Source organism: Pseudomonas sp. B13(2017), from assembly GCF_002113245.1.
GTDB lineage: Bacteria > Pseudomonadota > Gammaproteobacteria > Pseudomonadales > Pseudomonadaceae > Aquipseudomonas > Aquipseudomonas putida_Z.
The window spans coordinates 87,344-105,441 of the sequence record NZ_NEJX01000009.1 but is presented as its reverse complement, the minus strand read 5'-3'; the positions used below and the strand labels follow the sequence as shown (position 1 = coordinate 105,441).

The 18,098-nt window shown below is 65.8% G+C and carries 13 protein-coding genes; 2 read left to right on the top strand and 11 right to left on the bottom strand.

All coding sequences use genetic code 11. The features are described from left to right. Positions 1–163 precede the first annotated feature (163 nt). The 11 genes from CAG44_RS13990 to CAG44_RS13935 all read right to left on the bottom strand — a co-directional run bounded on the left by CAG44_RS13990 (position 164) and on the right by CAG44_RS13935 (position 14,702). A complete protein-coding gene (locus tag CAG44_RS13990; protein WP_085692349.1) occupies positions 164–1,876 on the bottom strand; it encodes an ABC transporter ATP-binding protein in 1,713 nt (570 codons plus the stop codon). After that, positions 1,873–2,736, bottom strand: a complete 864-nt coding sequence (locus tag CAG44_RS13985; RefSeq protein ID WP_025339877.1) for an ABC transporter permease — start codon at positions 2,734–2,736, stop codon at positions 1,873–1,875. Before CAG44_RS13985 ends, CAG44_RS13990 begins: the two co-directional genes overlap by 4 nt. Beyond that, a complete protein-coding gene (locus CAG44_RS13980) occupies positions 2,733–3,719 on the bottom strand; it encodes an ABC transporter permease (RefSeq protein WP_085692387.1) in 987 nt (328 codons plus the stop codon). The genes CAG44_RS13985 and CAG44_RS13980 overlap by 4 nt, the downstream gene beginning before the upstream one ends. Then, a complete protein-coding gene (locus tag CAG44_RS13975; RefSeq protein WP_085692348.1) occupies positions 3,716–5,350 on the bottom strand; it encodes an ABC transporter substrate-binding protein in 1,635 nt (544 codons plus the stop codon). The genes CAG44_RS13980 and CAG44_RS13975 overlap by 4 nt, the downstream gene beginning before the upstream one ends. A 389-nt stretch (positions 5,351–5,739) precedes the next feature. Next, the gene (locus CAG44_RS13965) at positions 5,740–7,389 is read right to left on the bottom strand and encodes an ABC transporter ATP-binding protein (protein ID WP_085692347.1); all 1,650 of its coding nucleotides are present in this window, start codon (positions 7,387–7,389) and stop codon (positions 5,740–5,742) included. Further along, positions 7,386–8,234, bottom strand: a complete 849-nt coding sequence (locus CAG44_RS13960) for an ABC transporter permease (protein WP_085692346.1) — start codon at positions 8,232–8,234, stop codon at positions 7,386–7,388. Before CAG44_RS13960 ends, CAG44_RS13965 begins: the two co-directional genes overlap by 4 nt. 140 nt (positions 8,235–8,374) lie before the next feature. Continuing rightward, the gene (locus CAG44_RS13955; protein WP_075045698.1) at positions 8,375–9,430 is read right to left on the bottom strand and encodes an NADP(H)-dependent aldo-keto reductase; all 1,056 of its coding nucleotides are present in this window, start codon (positions 9,428–9,430) and stop codon (positions 8,375–8,377) included. A gap of 156 nt (positions 9,431–9,586) precedes the next feature. Further along, positions 9,587–10,909, bottom strand: a complete 1,323-nt coding sequence (locus tag CAG44_RS13950; protein ID WP_085692345.1) for an LLM class flavin-dependent oxidoreductase — start codon at positions 10,907–10,909, stop codon at positions 9,587–9,589. A 14-nt stretch (positions 10,910–10,923) separates the two neighbouring features. Continuing rightward, the gene (locus CAG44_RS13945; RefSeq protein ID WP_085692344.1) at positions 10,924–12,168 is read right to left on the bottom strand and encodes an acyl-CoA dehydrogenase family protein; all 1,245 of its coding nucleotides are present in this window, start codon (positions 12,166–12,168) and stop codon (positions 10,924–10,926) included. 21 nt (positions 12,169–12,189) lie between these two features. Further along, positions 12,190–13,122, bottom strand: a complete 933-nt coding sequence (locus CAG44_RS13940; protein ID WP_025339885.1) for an ABC transporter permease — start codon at positions 13,120–13,122, stop codon at positions 12,190–12,192. After that, the gene (locus CAG44_RS13935; protein WP_143493908.1) at positions 13,119–14,702 is read right to left on the bottom strand and encodes an ABC transporter substrate-binding protein; all 1,584 of its coding nucleotides are present in this window, start codon (positions 14,700–14,702) and stop codon (positions 13,119–13,121) included. The genes CAG44_RS13940 and CAG44_RS13935 overlap by 4 nt, the downstream gene beginning before the upstream one ends. 655 nt (positions 14,703–15,357) lie before the next feature. Between CAG44_RS13935 and CAG44_RS13930 the strand changes: the two genes are divergently transcribed. Continuing rightward, positions 15,358–17,469 carry a TonB-dependent receptor domain-containing protein gene (locus CAG44_RS13930; protein ID WP_085692342.1) on the top strand — a complete coding sequence of 704 codons (2,112 nt, stop codon included), beginning with the start codon at positions 15,358–15,360 and terminating at the stop codon, positions 17,467–17,469. Positions 17,470–17,668: 199 nt separating this feature from the next. After that, the gene (locus tag CAG44_RS13925; protein ID WP_085590469.1) at positions 17,669–17,980 is read left to right on the top strand and encodes a hypothetical protein; all 312 of its coding nucleotides are present in this window, start codon (positions 17,669–17,671) and stop codon (positions 17,978–17,980) included. Positions 17,981–18,098: the final 118 nt, after the last annotated feature.

Below are 18,098 nucleotides of genomic sequence, written 5' to 3'. Positions count from 1 at the left end.
TGAAGCTGGCGCTATCCCCTGTGGGAGCCGCGCTTGCCGGCGATAGGCCGCGAAGCGGCCCCGGCGATTCATGCAACAGCCTTGAAATCGTGGGGCCGCTTCGCGGCCCATCGCCGGCAAGCGCGGCTCCCACAGGGGTCGGTGCAGGGCTTGGCGTCTCAGTTCAAATGGCGATCTTCCACAGGCGGGTTTCGTCGAACAGGTCGAAGGCTTCGTGTTCCAGGTCCAGCGGCGGCACCACCAGTTCGGCGCCGCTGCCGGGCAGGCGCGGCACCGCGCCGAGCAAGCGCTGGGTGTATTCGTGGGCCGGGTTATCGAACAACTGCTCGACCGGTGCCTGCTCCACCACCTGACCGTGGCGCATCACCAGCACGTCGTCGCTGACATGGCGGATCACCCCCAGGTCGTGGGAGATGAACAGGTAGGCCAGGCCCAGTTCGTCCTGCAGGTCGGCCAGCAGGTCGAGCACCTGGGCCTGCACCGACACGTCCAGGGCCGACACCGGCTCGTCGCAGATGATCACCTTGGGTTCGCTGGCGATCGCCCGGGCAATTGCCACCCGCTGGCGCTGGCCGCCCGACAGTTGCAACGGCCTGCGCTGGCCGAGATCTGCCGGCAAGCGCACCTGGTTGAGCAGCACAGCGATACGTGCGGGCCTGGCTGGTGCCTCGATACCGGCTACCTGCAAGGCGTCATCAAGAATCTGCGCCACGCTCCAGCGCGGGTCGAACGAGCCCAGCGGGTCCTGGTAGATCACGCTGATGTCGCGCCGCAACGGCCTGCGCACTGCCTCGCTCACGGCGTTGGCCGGGCGGTTCCAGGGTCGCCCGCGATAAAGCACTTCGCCCTCATCGGGCTGCAGCAGACCGAGGGCAATGCGTGCCACGGTGGTCTTGCCCGAGCCGGACTCGCCGACAATGCCCAGGGTGCGCCCGGCACGCAGGGTGAAGTCGACGCCCTGCACCACCTGCCGCACCAGCCCGTCCGGGCCGAGGTAGCGCTTGCCCAGGCCACGGCCTTCGAGCAAAACGTCGCTGTGCGAGCGTGCCCGCGGCTCACTGCGCACGCCAACCCGCTCGGGTGACAGCCGGCTGCCGCGCGGGTGCTCGGCCGGTACTGCCGCCAGCAAGGCCTGGGTGTAGGCGTGACGCGGCTGGCGCAGCACCTGCTGCATCGGCCCCTGCTCCACCACTTCGCCATGGCGCAGCACCACCACCTCATCGGCCAGTTGGGCGACCACTGCCAGGTCGTGGCTGATGATCAGCAGCGAGGCGCCACGGGCCTTGATCTGCTGGAACACTTCGAGAATCTGCGCCTGCACGGTGGCGTCCAGCGCGGTGGTCGGCTCGTCGGCGATCACCAGCGCGGGGTCCATGGCCAGGGCACTGGCAATCAGTGCACGCTGGCGCAGGCCACCGGACAACTGCCCGGGCCGCTGGCGAGCACGCAGTTCGACATCCGGCACGCCTACCCGCTCGAGCAGCTCATGCACGCGCGCAGTACGGGTATGGCGGTCACCGTATCCGTGGGTCTGCAGCACTTCGAGAATTTCCTTGCCCACCGGCCGCAGTGGGTCCAGCGACACCAGCGCATCCTGCAGCACGAAGCCGATATCCTTGCCACGCACGGCGCGCCACTGGCGCTCGCTGAGGTCGAGCAGGTCGTGGCCGCCGAAACTCAAGCGACGGGCACTCACCTGCGCTCGCCCTCCGGCCAGCCCGACCAGGCAGCGGGCACTGACGCTCTTGCCCGAGCCAGACGCACCGACCAAGGCCAGGCAACGGCCAGGCGGCAAGGTGAAGGACAGATCACGGACCACGCTGGCGCCATCAAAGGCCACGTTCAGCCCTTCGACGATCAAGGTCTTGTCGCTCATGGCAGGCGCCCCTCCAGGCGTTGTTGGATGTAGCGGCCCGTCACGGTGGTCGCCAGGGTGGTGAGGACGATGAACAGGCCAGGGAAGAAGGTGAGCCACCAGGCATTGGCGATGAAGTCACGCCCCATGGACAACATGGTCCCCCACTCCGGCGCCGGCGGCCGCGCGCCCAGGCCGAGGAAGCTCAGCGCCGAGGCCCAGACGATGGCCTGGCCAACGCCCATGGTCAGCGTCACCACCAATGGCCGCATGGCGTTGGGCAGCAATTGGCGCAGCACGATGCGCGAAGTCGGGTGCCCCAACGCCCGCGCCGCTTCGATGTAGCCAGCGTTGCGTACCGCCAGCACCTGGCCACGGACCATGCGCGCGTACCCCGGCGCACCGCCCAGCCCGGTGGCGACGATCAACGGGCCGACACCGCTGCCGAACACCGCCACGAACAGCAGCGCCAGCACCAGGCTGGGGAAGGCGAACAGCACTTCCAGCAACCAGCCCACCGCACGGTCCACGCGTGCGCCGCCAAGGCCACCGAGCAGGCCGAGGGCGATGGCGATGGCCATGGAAATGGCCGTAGCCGCCAGGCCGATCAGCAGGCTCTGGCGGGCGCCGTGGATGATCCGCGCGAAGATGTCGCGGCCCGACTGGTCGGTGCCCAGCCAGTGCGCCCAGCTGGGTGGCTGGAAAGCCTCTCGCGGCACGATGGCCAGTGGATCGATGCGGGTGAACAGCCCCGGCGCCAACGCGGCCAGAAGCAATGCGAACAGAAACAGGATCGCCAGGCTTGCGCCCAACGGCGGCAGTTTCACTTGGCGCTGCCGGCGCAATGGCGCGAGCACTTGGCCATGGGTCAGGTCTGTCATGCTGCAGCCTCCTGCTGCCGAGGGTCGATCCACTGGTACAGCAGGTCGACCAGAATGTTCGCCAGTACATAGCCGGCCGCCACTACCAGGCTGATGCCGATCACCAGCGGCAGGTCCTGGGCCTGCACCGCCTGGTACAGCTGGCGGCCCACCCCCTTGCGGGAAAAGATCACCTCGCACACCACCGCCCCACTGATCAGCGCGCCGATGGCCCAGCCCGACAGCGACACACCTGGCAGCAAGGCATGGCGCAAGGCGTGCCGAAAGCGCACGGCAAGGTCACTGAGGCCACGTGTGCGGGCGGTGAGCACGAAGGGTTGATCGAGGGTCAGTTCCAGCGACTCCCGGGTGACCTGGGCAATGAAACCGGCCAACGGAATCGCCAGGGAAAACGCCGGAAGTATCAGGCTGGCAAAGCTGTCGCTACCGGCCGGCGGGAACCAGCGCAGGCCGAAGGCGAATACCGCCAGCAGCACCACGCCGAGCCAGAAGTGCGGCAGCGCCGCGCTGAGGGTTTCCGCCAGCGAGGCGATGCCGCCGACCAGCCTGCCGCGCCCGGCGGTGACCACTGTCAGCAGCAGCACCAGCAGCCAGGCCAGCAGCAGGGCGGCGATGGTCAGTTCCAAGGTCGCCCCGCCCTGCTCGGCCAGCACACGGGTAACCGGCAGGTGCTGCGAGTAGGACACCCCCAAGTCACCTTGCAGCAGGCGCCCGAGGTAGAGCACGTACTGCACGGCCAACGGCTTGTCGAGGCCGTACTCCACGCGCGCGGCTTCAATCGCTTCCGGCGTCGGGTTGCCACTGGGGCTACCGAGAATCGCCAGCACCGGGTCACCCGGCATCAGCCGCAGTGCGAAGAAGGTCAGGGTCGCCACCGCCCACAGCACCAGCACGCCACCGGCCAGGCGGATGGCGGCGCGCCGGCCCAGGGCGGCAAGGCGTTCGCGACGCGGGTCGGTCACCGCGAGTGTCGTCGTAGTCATTTGTTCACCCATGCGTCATAGAGGTAGGTCACCGCCAGCGAAGGTTCCAGTCGCACGCCATGGGCGGTCTTGTAGATACCCAGGCGCGTGCTTTGTGGGTACGTGGTGAGTTGCAGGTACTGCGCGGCGGCCTGTTGCTGTGCCTGGAAGTAGCGCTGGCGGCGCAGGTCCGCATCCTGGGTGGCCAGGGCACTGTCGAGCAGTGCGTCGTAGCCCGGGTCGGCGTAGCCGGAGGAGTTCTGGTGATAGCCGCCAACCCCGGCTGGCTGCACGAACGCGGTGGTGAAGATGATGCGCAGCACGTCAGGGGTGTTGGTGTTCCAGTAGCCGGTGCGGATGTCATAGTCCCAGGCGGCCTGGCGGGCGGTGACCTGGGCATCGCTCATCTGGTCCAGCACCAGTTCCAGGCCGGCCTGCCGGGTAGTGGCCTGTACCTGCTCCCACAGGGTCAGTTCCGACGGCGGCGTGCGCGCACCGATCAGCACGACGGCGCGCAGCCGCTGGCCGTTCCTGGTGCGGTAGCCTTCGCTGTCGCGGCCGGTCCAGCCAGCCTCGTCGAGCAGCCTGGCGGCGCGGGCCGGGTCGTAGTCCTGGCTGCGCTCGAAGTCACCGCTGTAGAACGGCGTGGCCAAGCTCAGCGGGCCACCGGCGCGGGGGAACTCGCCGAAGTACACACTCTTCAGTGCACCCTCGACATCGGCGCTGCGAACGAAGGCCTCGCGTACACGGATGTCGTCGAACGGTGCGCGGCGCAGGTTGAAGGTGCCATTGGTGGGGTTGCCCGGGCGCTGGGCGATGATCAGTTCCAGGTCCGGGTTGCGCCGTGCTGCTTCGTGCGACTCTGGTGGCAATGCTTCGATCACATCGACCTCACCGGCCTGCAGCGAGGCGAAGCGCACCGACGGTTCCTGGATGAACTTCCAGACGATGCGTTCCAGGTACGCCGGGCCTTGGTGGCGTGCGGTAGGCGGCGCCCAGTTGTAGGCCGGGTTGCGCACCAGTTCCACCTGGTTCTGCCGGTCCCAGCGCACCACCTTGAACGGCCCGCTGCCGACCGGGCTTTCGCAGTTCTGGTCACGGCTGCGTTGCAATGCGGTGGGCGACTGGATGCCGAGAAAGCCCTGGGCCAACACTTCGAGGAAAGCCGCATAGGGCGTCGCCAGAGTGACTTCGGCCGTGTAGGTGTCGAGCACCTTGGTGCCGCGGTACTGGCGGATGTAGCCACCGGCGGTACTGGATTGGGTCTTGGGGTTGGCCATGTGGTCGAGGTTGGCCTTGACCGCTTCGGCATTGAACGGTGTGCCGTCGGTAAATTGCACGTCGCGGCGCAGGTGGAAGGTGTAGCGCAGGCCATCTGGCGAAACCTCCCAGCTTGTCGCCAGCCAGGGGCCGATCTGGCCGTTGCTGTCCATCGACACCAGCGAATCGAGGTACTGCTGGGCAATGAAAACCTGCGGCATGTCGCCGGCCACATGCGGGTCCAGGCAGGTGGGCTCGCGGTCGGTGGCATAGACCAAGGTGCCGCCCTGCTGCGGCTGGGTACTTTGCGCCGTGTGCTGCTCGTTCGGCTTGCAGCCGAGCAAGGCCAGTACGGTGCAGAGCGGAATCAGGGGGAGGATGGGTGTGTTCAAGGGCGCTCCTGCGGTGACTGGGCTTCGATAGGCCTGTTGCAGGAGTTGTGCCGGGTTCAATGTATTGATTTTATTGGGGTTTGACGGGCGTTAGATGCTGGCGCGGGGGCAAAGTGTCTGCTGTGTGTTGGTGGAGCGACAGTGATACGCCCTTAAGCCCTCACGGAACTGCATGCACTCATTCATTGGCTGGGACTTTGCGAGAGCAACTGTCTTGTTCAAAAATCCAAAAGTTTGCGCAGTTTTTGTGGGAGCGGGCGAGCCCGCGAACACCGGCAAAGCCGGTGCCATCCAATGCGTCGACTGTTTCGCGGGCTCGCCCGCTCCCACAGGTGCGCGAATGGCTTGCGAGCTCAGTTCTCTGCGCCTGCATCAAGGCTGGCACAGGTTTACACGGCAATCCGCGCAAACCAGCTTGGCTGCGCCGCCGGAAGATGAGGTACGGCGTCGAGCAAGGCGCGGGTATAGGCCTGACGCGGCTGGCCGAGCACCTGGGCTGCCGCCCCTTGTTCCACCACCCTTCCCCCTTGCATCACCAACACGTGGTCACTGACCTGCTCCACCACCCCAAGGTCGTGGGAGATGAACAGGCAAGCCAGGTTCAGCTCCGCCTTGAGTTCGGCCAGCAATGCCAGGATTCGAGCCTGCACCGACACATCCAGCGCCGATACCGGTTCGTCCAGCACCAGCACCCTTGGCTTCATGGCCAGCGCCCGGGCAATCGCGATGCGCTGCCGCTGCCCGCCCGACAACTCCAGCGGGCGGCGGTCGAGCAACCCCACCGGCAACTGCACCCGCTCCAGCAACGCCGCCGCCTCGGTGCGCTGCAACGCACGCGGTACACCCGCATGCGCCAGCGCCTCGGCCAATACCCGCAGCACAGTGTAGCGTGGGTCGAACGAGGCCTGCGGGTCCTGGAACACCACCTGGATCCCCTGCCGTGCCTGGCGCTGCTGCGCGGCAGACAACGCAAGCCAATCCTGCCCGGCCAGTTGCAGGCTGCCTTGCTCCGGCCGCTCCAGCCCCAGCAGGATGCGTCCCAGCGTGCTCTTGCCGGAACCGGACTCGCCCACCACGCCAAGGGTTTGCCCGGCGCGCAACTGCAGCGACACATCGTCCAGCACCTGACGCAGCCGGCCGTCCGGCCCGACAAAGGCCTTGCTCAGGCCACGCGCCTCCAGCACCACGGGTTGTTCGTCCACGCCATTCTCCACCAGCGCCAGGGCCGGCGCCGCCGGACGTTTGAAATGTACCGCCCGAGCCGCACTCAGCAGGCGCTGGGTGTAGGGGTCCTGCGGGTCCTGCAGGATCTGTTCGACACTGCCCTGCTCCACCACCACCCCATGGCGCATCACCGCCACCCAGTCGGCCAGGCGCGCGACCACGGCCAGGTCATGGCTGACCATCAACAGGCTGTTGTCGCGCTCGCGCAGGTGTTCCAGCAGGTCGAGAATCTGCGCCTGCACCGTGGCGTCCAGCGCGGTGGTGGGCTCGTCAGCGATCAACAGGCGTGGCTGACAGGCAATGGCCGAGGCGATCAGGGCGCGCTGCCTGAGGCCTCCGGAGAGCTGCCACGGGTATTGCCGGGCACGGACTTCGGGTTCGGGCACCCCGACCTGGCGCAACAGCTCAAGTACCCGCAGACGGCGCTGCTCCGCGGCCAGGTCGGTGTGCAACAGCAATGGCTCTTCGATCTCTGCACCCACGCGTCGCAGTGGGTCGAGCGAACCCAACGCATCCTGCATGACAAAGCCGATGTGCTCGCCACGCAAGCGCTGCCACGCGCGCTCATCGAACTGGCGCAGGTCCTGCCCGGCAAAGGCCAGGCGCTGCGCCTGCACATGGGCACCGGCCCCGGTCAGGCCGACCAGGGTACGCGCCGTGACGCTCTTGCCCGAGCCCGATTCGCCCACCAGTGCCAGGCACTGCCCTGCGCGCAACTGCAGGTCGACGCCGTGCACCACTGGCACACCATTGAAGCTCACGTGCAGGCCGCGGATGTCCACCAGCGGTGCCTGGTTCTTCTCGAAGATGTTCATGCGCGTCTGCCCTCGCTACGGCGCAGCCAGTCTCGGCCGATTACGGTGATGGAAATGACGGTCAGGGTGATCGCCAGCGCAGGCCAGGCCATCAGCCAGGGCGTGTTGGCCATGAAGTTGCGCGCCACTGCCATCATCGCGCCCCACTCCGGCGCGGGAGGTGGTGCGCCGAAGCCGAGGAAGCTCAGCGCAGCGGCGGCGGTGATGGCGCCACCCAGGCCGATGCAGGCCAGGATCAGCACGGGTTGGACTGCGTTGGGTAGCACATGCCAGAACACCACAGCCAAGGGCCTGCGGCCCAGCGTGACGGCTGCTTCGACGAAGCCGGCACGCCGGATGGTCAGGGTCTGGGCGCGTACCAGGCGCGCATAGCGCGGCACCGAGGCGATGCCGACGGCAAGGATCAGGTTGCTGGTGCCTTGGCCGAACAGGGTGATGATGACCAGCGCCAGTAGCAGGTCCGGGAAGGCCAGCAGCACATCGACAGCGCGCATCAGCAGGTTGTCCAGCCAGGCTGGAGCCAGGCCGGCGAGCAAGCCGAGCAGCGTGCCCAGGCCAAGCCCGACCAGGGTGGCGGCCAGGCCGATGAAGAGCGATGGGCGGGCGCCATGGATCAGGCGGCTGAGGACGTCGCGGCCGTTCTCGTCGCTGCCCAGCCAGAAGGCGGGGCTTGGCGGGTGGTAAGCCAGGCGGGCGTCGGCGGCCAACGGGTCGGTTGGCGAGAGCCAGTTGGGGAAGGTTACTGCCAGCAGTATCAGGCCCAATGTGATCCAGGCCAGCGCCAGGCCAGGGCGAACCTGCCAGCTGCTGGTCACTGTGTTTGGTATGGTTACGATCGCGTTCATGTCTGTCCTTCTTGTGTCGCCTGTACTGGCCTCTTCGCGGGTAAACCCGCTCCCACAGGATCACCGCAAAGGCTGAATCCGTGCGGTCCCTGTGGGAGCGGCTTCAGCCGCGAACAAGGGCGAAGCCCTTGCCATGTGGGCTACGGCGCCGGGTTGGGAATACGGCGGTGCACGGCCTGGATCTCGGCCAGTACTTCATCGCTCAGTTGCACATCCAGTGCACTCAGGTTTTCCTGCAGCTGCAGCAAAGTGGTCTGCCCGGTAATGGCACTGGCCACGAACGGCTGGCGTATGACGAAAGCCAGAGCCAGTTGCGCCGGTGTCAGCCCATGCTCGCGCGCAATCCGCACGTAGCTGGCAATCGCGTCGTTTGCCTCCTCGCTGCCGTAGCGATTGAACGTGCGATACACCGACGACAATCGCGAACCCTCCGGCCTTGCCCCGTTCAGGTACTTGCCGGTCAACGCCCCGAACGCCAGCGGCGAATAGGCCAACAGGCTGATCCCTTCGCGATGGCTGAACTCCGACAGGCCGTTCTCGTACAAGCGATTGAGCAGGCTGTACGGGTTTTGGATGCTGGCAATGCGCGCCAGGCCCTTGTCCTCGCTGTGCCGCAGAAACTGCGCCACACCCCAAGGTGTTTCGTTGGAGACACCGATATGGCGCACCTTGCCGGCCTTTACCTGTTCGTCCAGCACTGCAAGGGTTTCTTCGATAGCTGCCGTCTGCGGATGGTCGTCGACGTAGGGGTATTCACGGATGCCGAAGAAGTTGCTGGTGCGGTCGGGCCAGTGCAGTTGGTAGAGGTCCAGGTAGTCGGTGTGCAGGCGGCGCAGGCTGCCCTCAAGGGCCGCGACGATGTTCTTGCGGTCGTGGTGCGACAGGCCATCGCGAATGTGCACCTGGCCGCCTGGGTCACGGGCCGGGCCGGCGATCTTGCTGGCCAACAGGACCTTGTCGCGGTTGCCGCGGGCCGCCAGCCAGGTGCCGATGTAGCGCTCGGTGGTGGTCCAGGTTTCAGCGCGGGTGGGCGTGGGGTACATCTCGGCGGTGTCGATGAAGTTGATGCCTGCAGCAAGGGCAGCGTCCAGTTGCTGGTGAGCATCCTGTTCGCTGTTCTGGTGCCCCCAGGTCATGGTGCCGAGGCTGAGCAGGCTGACTTGCAGGTTGGTGTGGCCGAGTGGGCGGTAGCGCATGGGTGCATCCTTTTGAATGTGTGTCGGGTTTCAAATCCTGGGGCTGCCTTGCAGCCCATCGCCGGCAAGCCAGCTCCCACAGGATCACCACAGGTTTCAGGTTTGCCCGGCACCTGTGGGAGCTGGCTTGCCGGCGATTGGGGCGCAAAGCGCCCCCTAAGCAGCGAACTGGTTGTGTGCCTTGGGCAACCCCAGGTGCTCACGCAGGGTGGTGCCGGTGTATTCGGTGCGGAACAACCCACGCTTCTGCAGCAGCGGCACCACCTCTTCGACGAACACCCGAGCACCCGACGGGAACATGTCGGGCATGATGTTGAAACCATCCCCCGCCCCCGCCAGGAACCACTCGGCCAGGGTATCGGCAACCTGTTCCGGGGTACCGACGGCCAACCGGTGCCCGACCAGAATCCGCCGCGACAGCTGGCGAATGGTCAGGTTCTCGCTGCGCGCCAGGTTCAACTGGGCCTCCAGAAAACCATGCGACCCCCGCTCGAAATCTGCCACCGCGCCAATTCGCGCCCAAGGCAATGGCGCATCCGGATCCAGCTCGCTGGCATCGATACCGATACGCCCCGCCACCTGCTGCAACAGGCCGTGCTCGCCATGCCAGGCATTGAGCTCGTCGAAACGTGCATGGGCCTCGGCCTCGGTGCTGCCGATCACGGTCGACAGGCCGGGCATGATCTTCAGGTGCTGCGGGTCACGGCCCCAGGCTTTGGCCCGTGCCTTCATCTCCCGATAGAACGCCTGCCCGTCGGCCAGGGTGGTCTGGGTGGTGAAGATCGCATCGGCATAGCGCGAACCCAGTGCCTTGCCACCTTCGGAAGAGCCAGCCTGCACCAGTACCGGCCTGCCCTGCGGCGAGCGCGGCAGGTTCAGCGGCCCCTTGACCTGAAAGTGCTTACCCTTGAAATCCAGGGTGTGGACCTTGCCCGGGTCGGCAAAACGGCCGGCGCTGCGGTCACCGATGATCGCGTCATCCTCCCAGCTGTCCCAAAGCTTCAGGGTCACGTCGACGAACTCCTCGGCCCGCCTGTAGCGGTCCACATGCAACGGTGCGCCAGCCAGGCCGAAGTTGTGTGCTGCCGCGTCACCGGCATTGGTCACCACATTCCAGGCTGCGCGGCCGCCGCTGATGTGGTCCAGCGAGGCAATTCGCCGGGCCAGGTTGAAAGGTTCGTTGTAAGTGCTGGAGCAGGTCGCGATCACGCCGATGCGCTCGGTGGCGGCCGCCACTGCGGTTAGCAGCACGGTCGGCTCCAGGCGCCCGCCGGGCTGGGCGGACACATCCGGCGGCAACGCCGGGCCATCGGCAAGGAAGATCGCATCCAGGCAACCGCGCTCGGAAATACGCGCGATATCGCGGTAATAATTGACATCGATATAGGCGTCGATTGCCGCCTCACCCTGGCGCCAGGCGCCGGAATGCGAGCCGAAGCCGAGGATATTCATGCCCAGGCTCATCTGTTTCGTGGTCATGCCGGTTCTCCTGATCAGACTGCGCTGGCTTCGTCGCCGCTGCCCTGCCCTTCGCTGGTGCTGGCATGAAGGGCACGCCAGGCCTGGGCCGGGCTGATGCCATTGAGGTAGTAGTTGCCCAACGCCTGCTCGCGGTAGATCGCCGGGTTGTGCGAAGCCAGGGTGCGGGCATTGCGCCAGTGGCGGTCGAGGCGCCGGGCATTGCTGGTGGCCGATGCGCCGCCGACTTCGAACAGTAAGGTGCTCGCTTCCAGCACTTGCGGCAGGACGATCTGCTGCGCCTGAAAGGCATGGATCTCGGCGTCGGTGTAAAGCTGCTCGGCTACCTCCCCTTGCTGGCCGGCTTCGTACACCGCCTGCAGGCTCTGGCCCACGGCGGTGACTTGCGCATCGGCGGCGAAGGCCAGGCTCGACAGGCGACCGATCACCGCCTGCACCCGCGGGTCTGCGGCCGGCTGCGACTGCCCCGGCACACCGAAGGCGCGGGTGCGGCCCTGGACGAACGCTACGGCATCGGCCAGTACCGCCTGGCCGATACCCGCCAGGGTGGCCAGATGCACTGCCTGGTAGAACGCGGTGAGGTACGACTCTGCACGCAACTCGCCCTTGGCGAAACGGCGCAGCAAATGCTGCGGCTGCACGCTGACCCGGGTGAAACGGGTGGTGCCACTGCCAGTCAGCCGCTGGCCGAAGCCGTCCCAGTCGTCGACCCGCTCCACGCCCGGCGCACGGGTCGGCACCACGAGGCTGACAAAGTCGTCGCCATGGTTGGCCACTGCCGCCACCCAATCGGCGTACAACGTGCCGGTGCAGTAGTACTTTTCGCCGTCCAGGCGGTAACCGCCTTCGTCTTCGCTCAACTGCACGCTATTGCCGGTACTGTCGGTGCGCTCGGCCATGGCCGCGCCCCACAGTTCACCGGCGACCACGCGGGCGAACCAGTAGTCCTGGGAGGCGGCGTCGCCGGACGACAGCCGCCCTTCGACGAAGCCGAAGTGGGCGCGGAATATCTGCGGCAGGTTGGAGTCGGCCTGCCCCAGGCGCACCAGCTGGCGCAGCAACTGCGGCAAGGTTGCGCCTGAGCCGCCGTGACTGCGTGGCACGCGCAGGGCGCCGAAGCGGGCCTCGCGCAACCAGGCCACCGGCTCATGGGCCAGGGTGCGCTGCTGCTCGCGGGCCACCGCGCCTTCGGCAATACGCGCATAGATCGGCGCGAAACGCGCATCCAGTTCGGCATCGGTAATCGTGGTTTGGCTCATGATGGTTCCTTTCTCGTGAATTCAGACGCGTGCAGTGCGCGGGTCGATGGCCTGGGTCGCCAGGTCCACCAGCAGGTTGACCAGCACGTAGATCGCTGCCGCCAGCAGGGTTACGCCGAGCACCAGTGGCACGTCCTTGCTGGCGGTAGCGTCGAGCATCAAACGGCCAATGCCTTGGCGGCCGAACAGCAGTTCCAGCACCACGGCGCCGCCGAGCAGGCTGGCGAACACGTAGCCGGCCAGGGTCACCAGCGGCACCAGGGCATGGCGCAGGGCGTGGCGCAGACGCACAGCGATATCACCCATGCCACGTGCACGGGCCTGGGTGATGAAGGGTTGTTCCAGCACCTGCTCCAGCGACTGGCGCAACACCTGGGCAAGCACCGCCGCGATCGGCAGCGCCAGGGCCAGGCTCGGGAGCACCAGCGAGCGCCAACCGCTGGACCCGGACGGCGGTAGCCAATGGAAGTGGAACGCGAAGGCCAGCAGCAGCACCGTGCCGATCACGAAGTTGGGGGCCGAGGACAGCAACAGCTCGATGCCCGACACCACCGCGCGCAAACGCCGCCCGCGGTTGGCGGTGAGCAGCGCCGAGGCCACCGCCAGCAGCACCGCCAGCACAGCCGCGCTGCTGGCCAGCGCCAGGGTCGCGGCGGCCTGCTCGCCAATCGCCTGGCCGACCGGTATGCGCAACCGGTACGACTCGCCCAGGTCGCCCTTGGCCAGGCGCGCCAGGTAGTGGCCGTATTGCACCCACAGCGGTTGATCGAGGCCGTACTCGGCGCGCACCTGGGCCAGCAGCGCTTCGCTCGGCATGGCATCCGGGCCGCCGAGGATCGCCAGGGCAGTGTCGCCACCACTGTGTTGCATGCCCAGAAAGGTCAGGCTGGCGGCCGCCCATAGCACGATCACACCGTCACGCAGGCGGCGCAGTAAGATGATCAGCAGTTTCATGGTTGCTCCTTTGCCAGCCACACGCTGGTGAACAGGGGAACGTTGTGCGAACCATCGAACAGCACACCGCCGACCGCGTTGCGGTAGGCCAGCAGCATCTGGCTTTCCACCGAGGGCACGGCCGGCACGGTCTCGCCCAGGCGTTGCTGGGCCTGGCGATACAACTCGCGGCGTTGCGTCGGGTCGGTGCTGCGCCGGGCGGCACCGAGCAACTGGTCGAGGGTGGCATCACGGAAGTGGCCGACGTTCTGGCCGATCATTCGTGCGCTGGGGATGGATTGGCTGTGGTAGAGGATGTACAGACCATCGGCCGTGTTGGTGTGCCAGTAGCCACCGCCGATGGCGTCGAAGTTGCCGAGGTAACGCAGCTCCATGACCTTGCTGAGCGGCAGCAGCTCGATGCGCAGGTCGAAGCCGACCTTGCGCAGGTCTGCCTGGGCAGCCACCGGGACATTGGCCGGGAACGCCGGGTTGTCATAGGTCAGCAAGGTCGCCCCGAGGCGCCGGCCATCACGGCTGCGATAGCCTTCGCCGTCACGCCCGGTCCAGCCGGCGGCGTCGAGCAAGCGCCCTGCTTCGACCGGGTCGAAGGCCAGGGCATCGCGGGCCACCGGGTCATAGCCGGGGGTATTCACGGCGAGGAAGTCCCCCTTGGCCAGGTACTCGCCGAAGCCGGAGATCAACGCCAGGCCATCACGGTCGATGGCCTTGGCCACGGCCTGGCGCACCCGCACGTCATCGAACGGCGCACGGTCGACATTGAAGGTGATGCTGCGCGACGGGTTGCCCTTGCGAATGCGGTTGCGCAGGGTCAGCTTCGGGTTGGCGCGGATCGCCGCGGCATTCTGCGCCGGTGCGTCCAGGGCCATGTCGTTGTCGGCAGCCTCCAGGGAGGTGTAGCGGATCATCGCTTCGGGCACGTAGCTCAGCTCGATGCCGTCCAGGTAGGCCTCGCCCTGGTGGTTGATTGCCGGCGGTGCCCAGTCGTACCCCGGGCGGCGGACAAAGCTGGCACGCTGGTCGCGCACCCAGCCGGTCAGCACGAAAGGCCCGGTGCCGATGGGCTGGCTGGCGATGGTCTTCGGCGCCTCGAGGATCTGCCGTGGCGAGATCATCCCCAGCCAGGCCTGCGACAGCACATCGAGAAACGGCGCATAGGGCGCACGCAGGGTCGCCTCGAATGTGTACTCGTCCACCACCCGCCCCTGCAGGTACGGCGCGATATAGGCGGCGGCCAGTGGCGACTTGGTCACGGGGTCACGCATGTGTTCGAGGTTGACCCGCACCGCCTCGGCGTTGAAGCGCTCGCCATCGCTGAAAGTGACGTCGTCACGCAGGTGGAAGGTGTAGGTCAGGCCGTCGGCGCTGATGTCCCAGCTTTTCGCCAACCACGGCGTGAGGGTACCGTCCTCGGCCTGGTACACCAGGCAGTCGAACAGGATGCGGCCCATCCACTGCATGTTGCCGTTGGACAGCGCGTGGATATCGAAGCTGCCAGCGTCGCTCGCCGCTGACACGCGCAGGGTGCCACCGCGCTTGCCGGGCTGCTGCTCGACGAAGTCGCTGGCCGGGTAGCGCATCACGCCGTTCACTTCGCTGAGCGCTTCGCCCTTGAGCAGCGCCTGGCTCTGCGCGGACGTGGCGGGTGAGCAGACGGCAACCAACAGCGCACTGACCACCAGGCATATATTGAATAATCGGGAATTCGGCTGCACAGCGGGCCCTTTATATAGACGGCTACATAAAGGGCTGTTGCAGTTGTCGTGCCAGCGCTAACACTGCGCATTCATTGAGGTTAGTTCAAACCGCCTGACGCATTAACCATACAAACTGTTTCATCCCTGTTGCGCTGACAACATCCAACCCTTTGGGCTGCGCTGTCACGTAGATAAATGAAATTGCAAGCAATCCGCATCCCCTGTGGGAGCGGCTTTAGCCGCGAAGAATCCGACGCGGTGCATGGCACCGGCTGCGCCGGTGTTCGCGGCTAAAGCCGCTCCCACAGGTTGCGCCATAGCATTCGGATATTTGGATATAACCTGCACTGTCCCGCAAACAACAGGGGCGCAACAAAATTTGCTGTTTTATTCAGCACTTCACACTAAAACTTTGGCCACACCCCCAAACTTCCGGCCTTTCGCCAGCTGGCACAGAAACTGCTCTTACACATTTCGACAGGCCTGACTATTCCCATAGAACGCCGAGGACCTACGATGACTTGCAAGGAATTGAACGATGCGTGCGATTCAACCCCAACCACTGCGCCTGGCCATCCGCCACGCCGCCCTGGCCACCGCGGCCACGGCCCTGCTGGCCCCGGTCACGGTACTGGCCGCTGAGCAAACCCTGGGCACGGTGACCGTGCAGGCCGCCAAGCAATCCGAAGTACAACAGGCCGCCAGCGCCCTGGCCGAAGTGCCCGGCGGCACCAGCGTGGTCGACAGCGAAGAGGTCGCCAAAGGCCGCACTGCCACACTGCAGGACACCCTCGGCTACCAGCCCGGGGTATTCGTGCAGTCCACCGGCGGCAACGACGCGGCGAAGATCTCGATCCGCGGCTCCGGTGCCAATACCTCGCCCGGCTATTTCCGTGAGGGCATCAAGTTCCTGTTCGACGGCCTGCCGCTGACCGGCCCAGGCGGCACACCCTACGAATTCCTCAACGCCAGCGGCGTGAACTACACCGAAATCCTGCGCGGCGCCAACGCCTTTCAATATGGCGCGCTGACCCTCGGCGGCGCGGTCAACTTCGTCAACCACAGCGGCTACAGCGCCCCCGGCCTGCGCGTGCGCGCCGAAGCCGGCAGCTACCACTACCAGAAGCAGAGCATCAGCTACGGTGGCGTCGAGGGCGACCTGGACTACTACCTGCAGGCCGACAACTACCGCAACGAGGGTTTCCGCGACTACAGCCTGTCGAAGAGCTCGGGCATCGTCGCCAATGCCGGCTACCGCTTCAGCCCCAAGCTGGAAACCCGCCTGCTGCTGCGCTACCGCGACGAAACCCACAACGACCCCAGCGCCACCACCCTCGACGCCGCGCTGCACCACCCGCGCCGCGCCAGCGCCACCGCCGAGACCAGCGGTGCCGGTGCACGCCGCCCGGGCAGCATCTGGGTGGGCAGCAAGACCACTTATACCTTTGACGACGATGCACGGCTGACCTTCGGCCTGTCGTATCACGACTATCGCCACACCAACAGCCCGCGCAGCCCGAGCAATCCCAGTTACTGGGACTGGCACGACCTCGGCCTGCTGCTGGGCTACGACCGGGTCGACTACCTGTTCGGCCACGAAAGCCGCAGCAGCATCGCCTTCACCTCCACCCAGCACCTGCGTGGCGGGGTGAACTCGGCCAACGACGACAAGCTGTCGCTCAAGCAGGTCAACTACAAGGATTCGTTCGACCGGGTGATCGCCCTGGGCAACGATATCAACCTGGTCGACAACCTCTGGCTCACCAGCGGCGTGTCGTTCATCAACGTGCGGCGCAAGATCAACATCGACCACGCGGTGAACCCCAACACCACCAACTTCCCGCAGCACGTGGACTACGACAACTGGAGCGTCGCCCCGCGCATCGGCCTGCGCTACGAGTTCAGCCCGAACCTGCAGGTATTCACCAACTTCAGCCGCAGCATCGACCCGCCTGCTTCCTGGGAATATTCGGGCTCCGGGCCGACCCTGCGTTACATCCGCCCGCTGGTGGAGCAGAAGGCCAACACCTTCGAGGTCGGTATCAAGGGCTCGCACGGCATCTTCGATGGCAGCCTGGCACTGTACCGCTCGTGGATCCACGACGAGCTGCTGAATGTGCAGATCATCCCCGCCACATCATCGTCGGCAGCGGTCACCGGTGCCTTCAACGCCTCACCGACCATCCACCAGGGGGTCGAGGCCGGCCTCAACACCCGTCTCTGGGAAAACCCGCAGGGCGACCTGGTACGCTGGCGCCAGGTGTACACCTACAACGACTTCTACTACCGGCATGACGACACCTTCGGCGACAACCAGTTGCCGGGCGTGCCCAAGCACATCTACCAGGGCGAGCTGCAGTATCAGGACCACAGCGGCTGGTACACCGGAATCAACGTGCAGTCGGCCTCGCGCACGGCAGTGGACTATGCCAATACCCTGTATGCGCCGTCGTACACCATCTGGGGGGCGAACCTGGGGTATGAGGCACCGAAGGGCAACTGGAAGGTGTCGCTGGACCTGAAGAACCTGGCAAACAAGGCGTACGTGACGGCGGTGACGCCGGTGTACAACGCGCGCGGGCAGGATACTGCGTCGTTCTGGCCGGGGGATGGGATTGGCGCGTACGTGGGGGTCGAGTTCAGGTACTGACCACGCAGCAACGTGTTTGATGGCGCGTCCATTACGCATTCGAAACCGAGCGCCGCCCCACGGCGCTCGGTTTCCAGGAGCGCTGTTCGCACCGAAGTGCTTCACAGGGCAAGTGGAAGGTTTCAGCATTGACCTGAATCAATCAAACGCCATAGGCGGTGTTGTAAACAGCACACCAAACATATGGGAATGCAGTTTGATGAGCGAGTCCAACCAGGCAACCAGAATTATCTGCAACAATCTTGAACTGGCCGATCAATTGCGCCAGCTGTTGGCGCCCATAGCACCCGATTGCGAAGTGCTGAGTACGCCTGGCAATTGCAGCGCCGTGCCGCTTTGCCGCTGGCTCGGTGAAGCAAAGTTGGGCTCGGCTGGGCAGGTACAGGCCGCTTTGCTGGATGCCACCGAGGTTCTCGAACAAACCCGACACGCCTTCAAATCCCGCGAACTGGGGCTGCTGCGGCGACGCTTGGTTGCATTGCTGGATAAATTGTCGGAAGATCCTCAATGATGTGAATGTGCCATCACCAGGTTCCGCCCTGCGGGAACCGGCTTTGCCGAGCAGGATAATAGGCCTGAAAGACGAAGCGCCGTGGCAACAAGTTCTTGAACAGAACTTGTTGCCACGG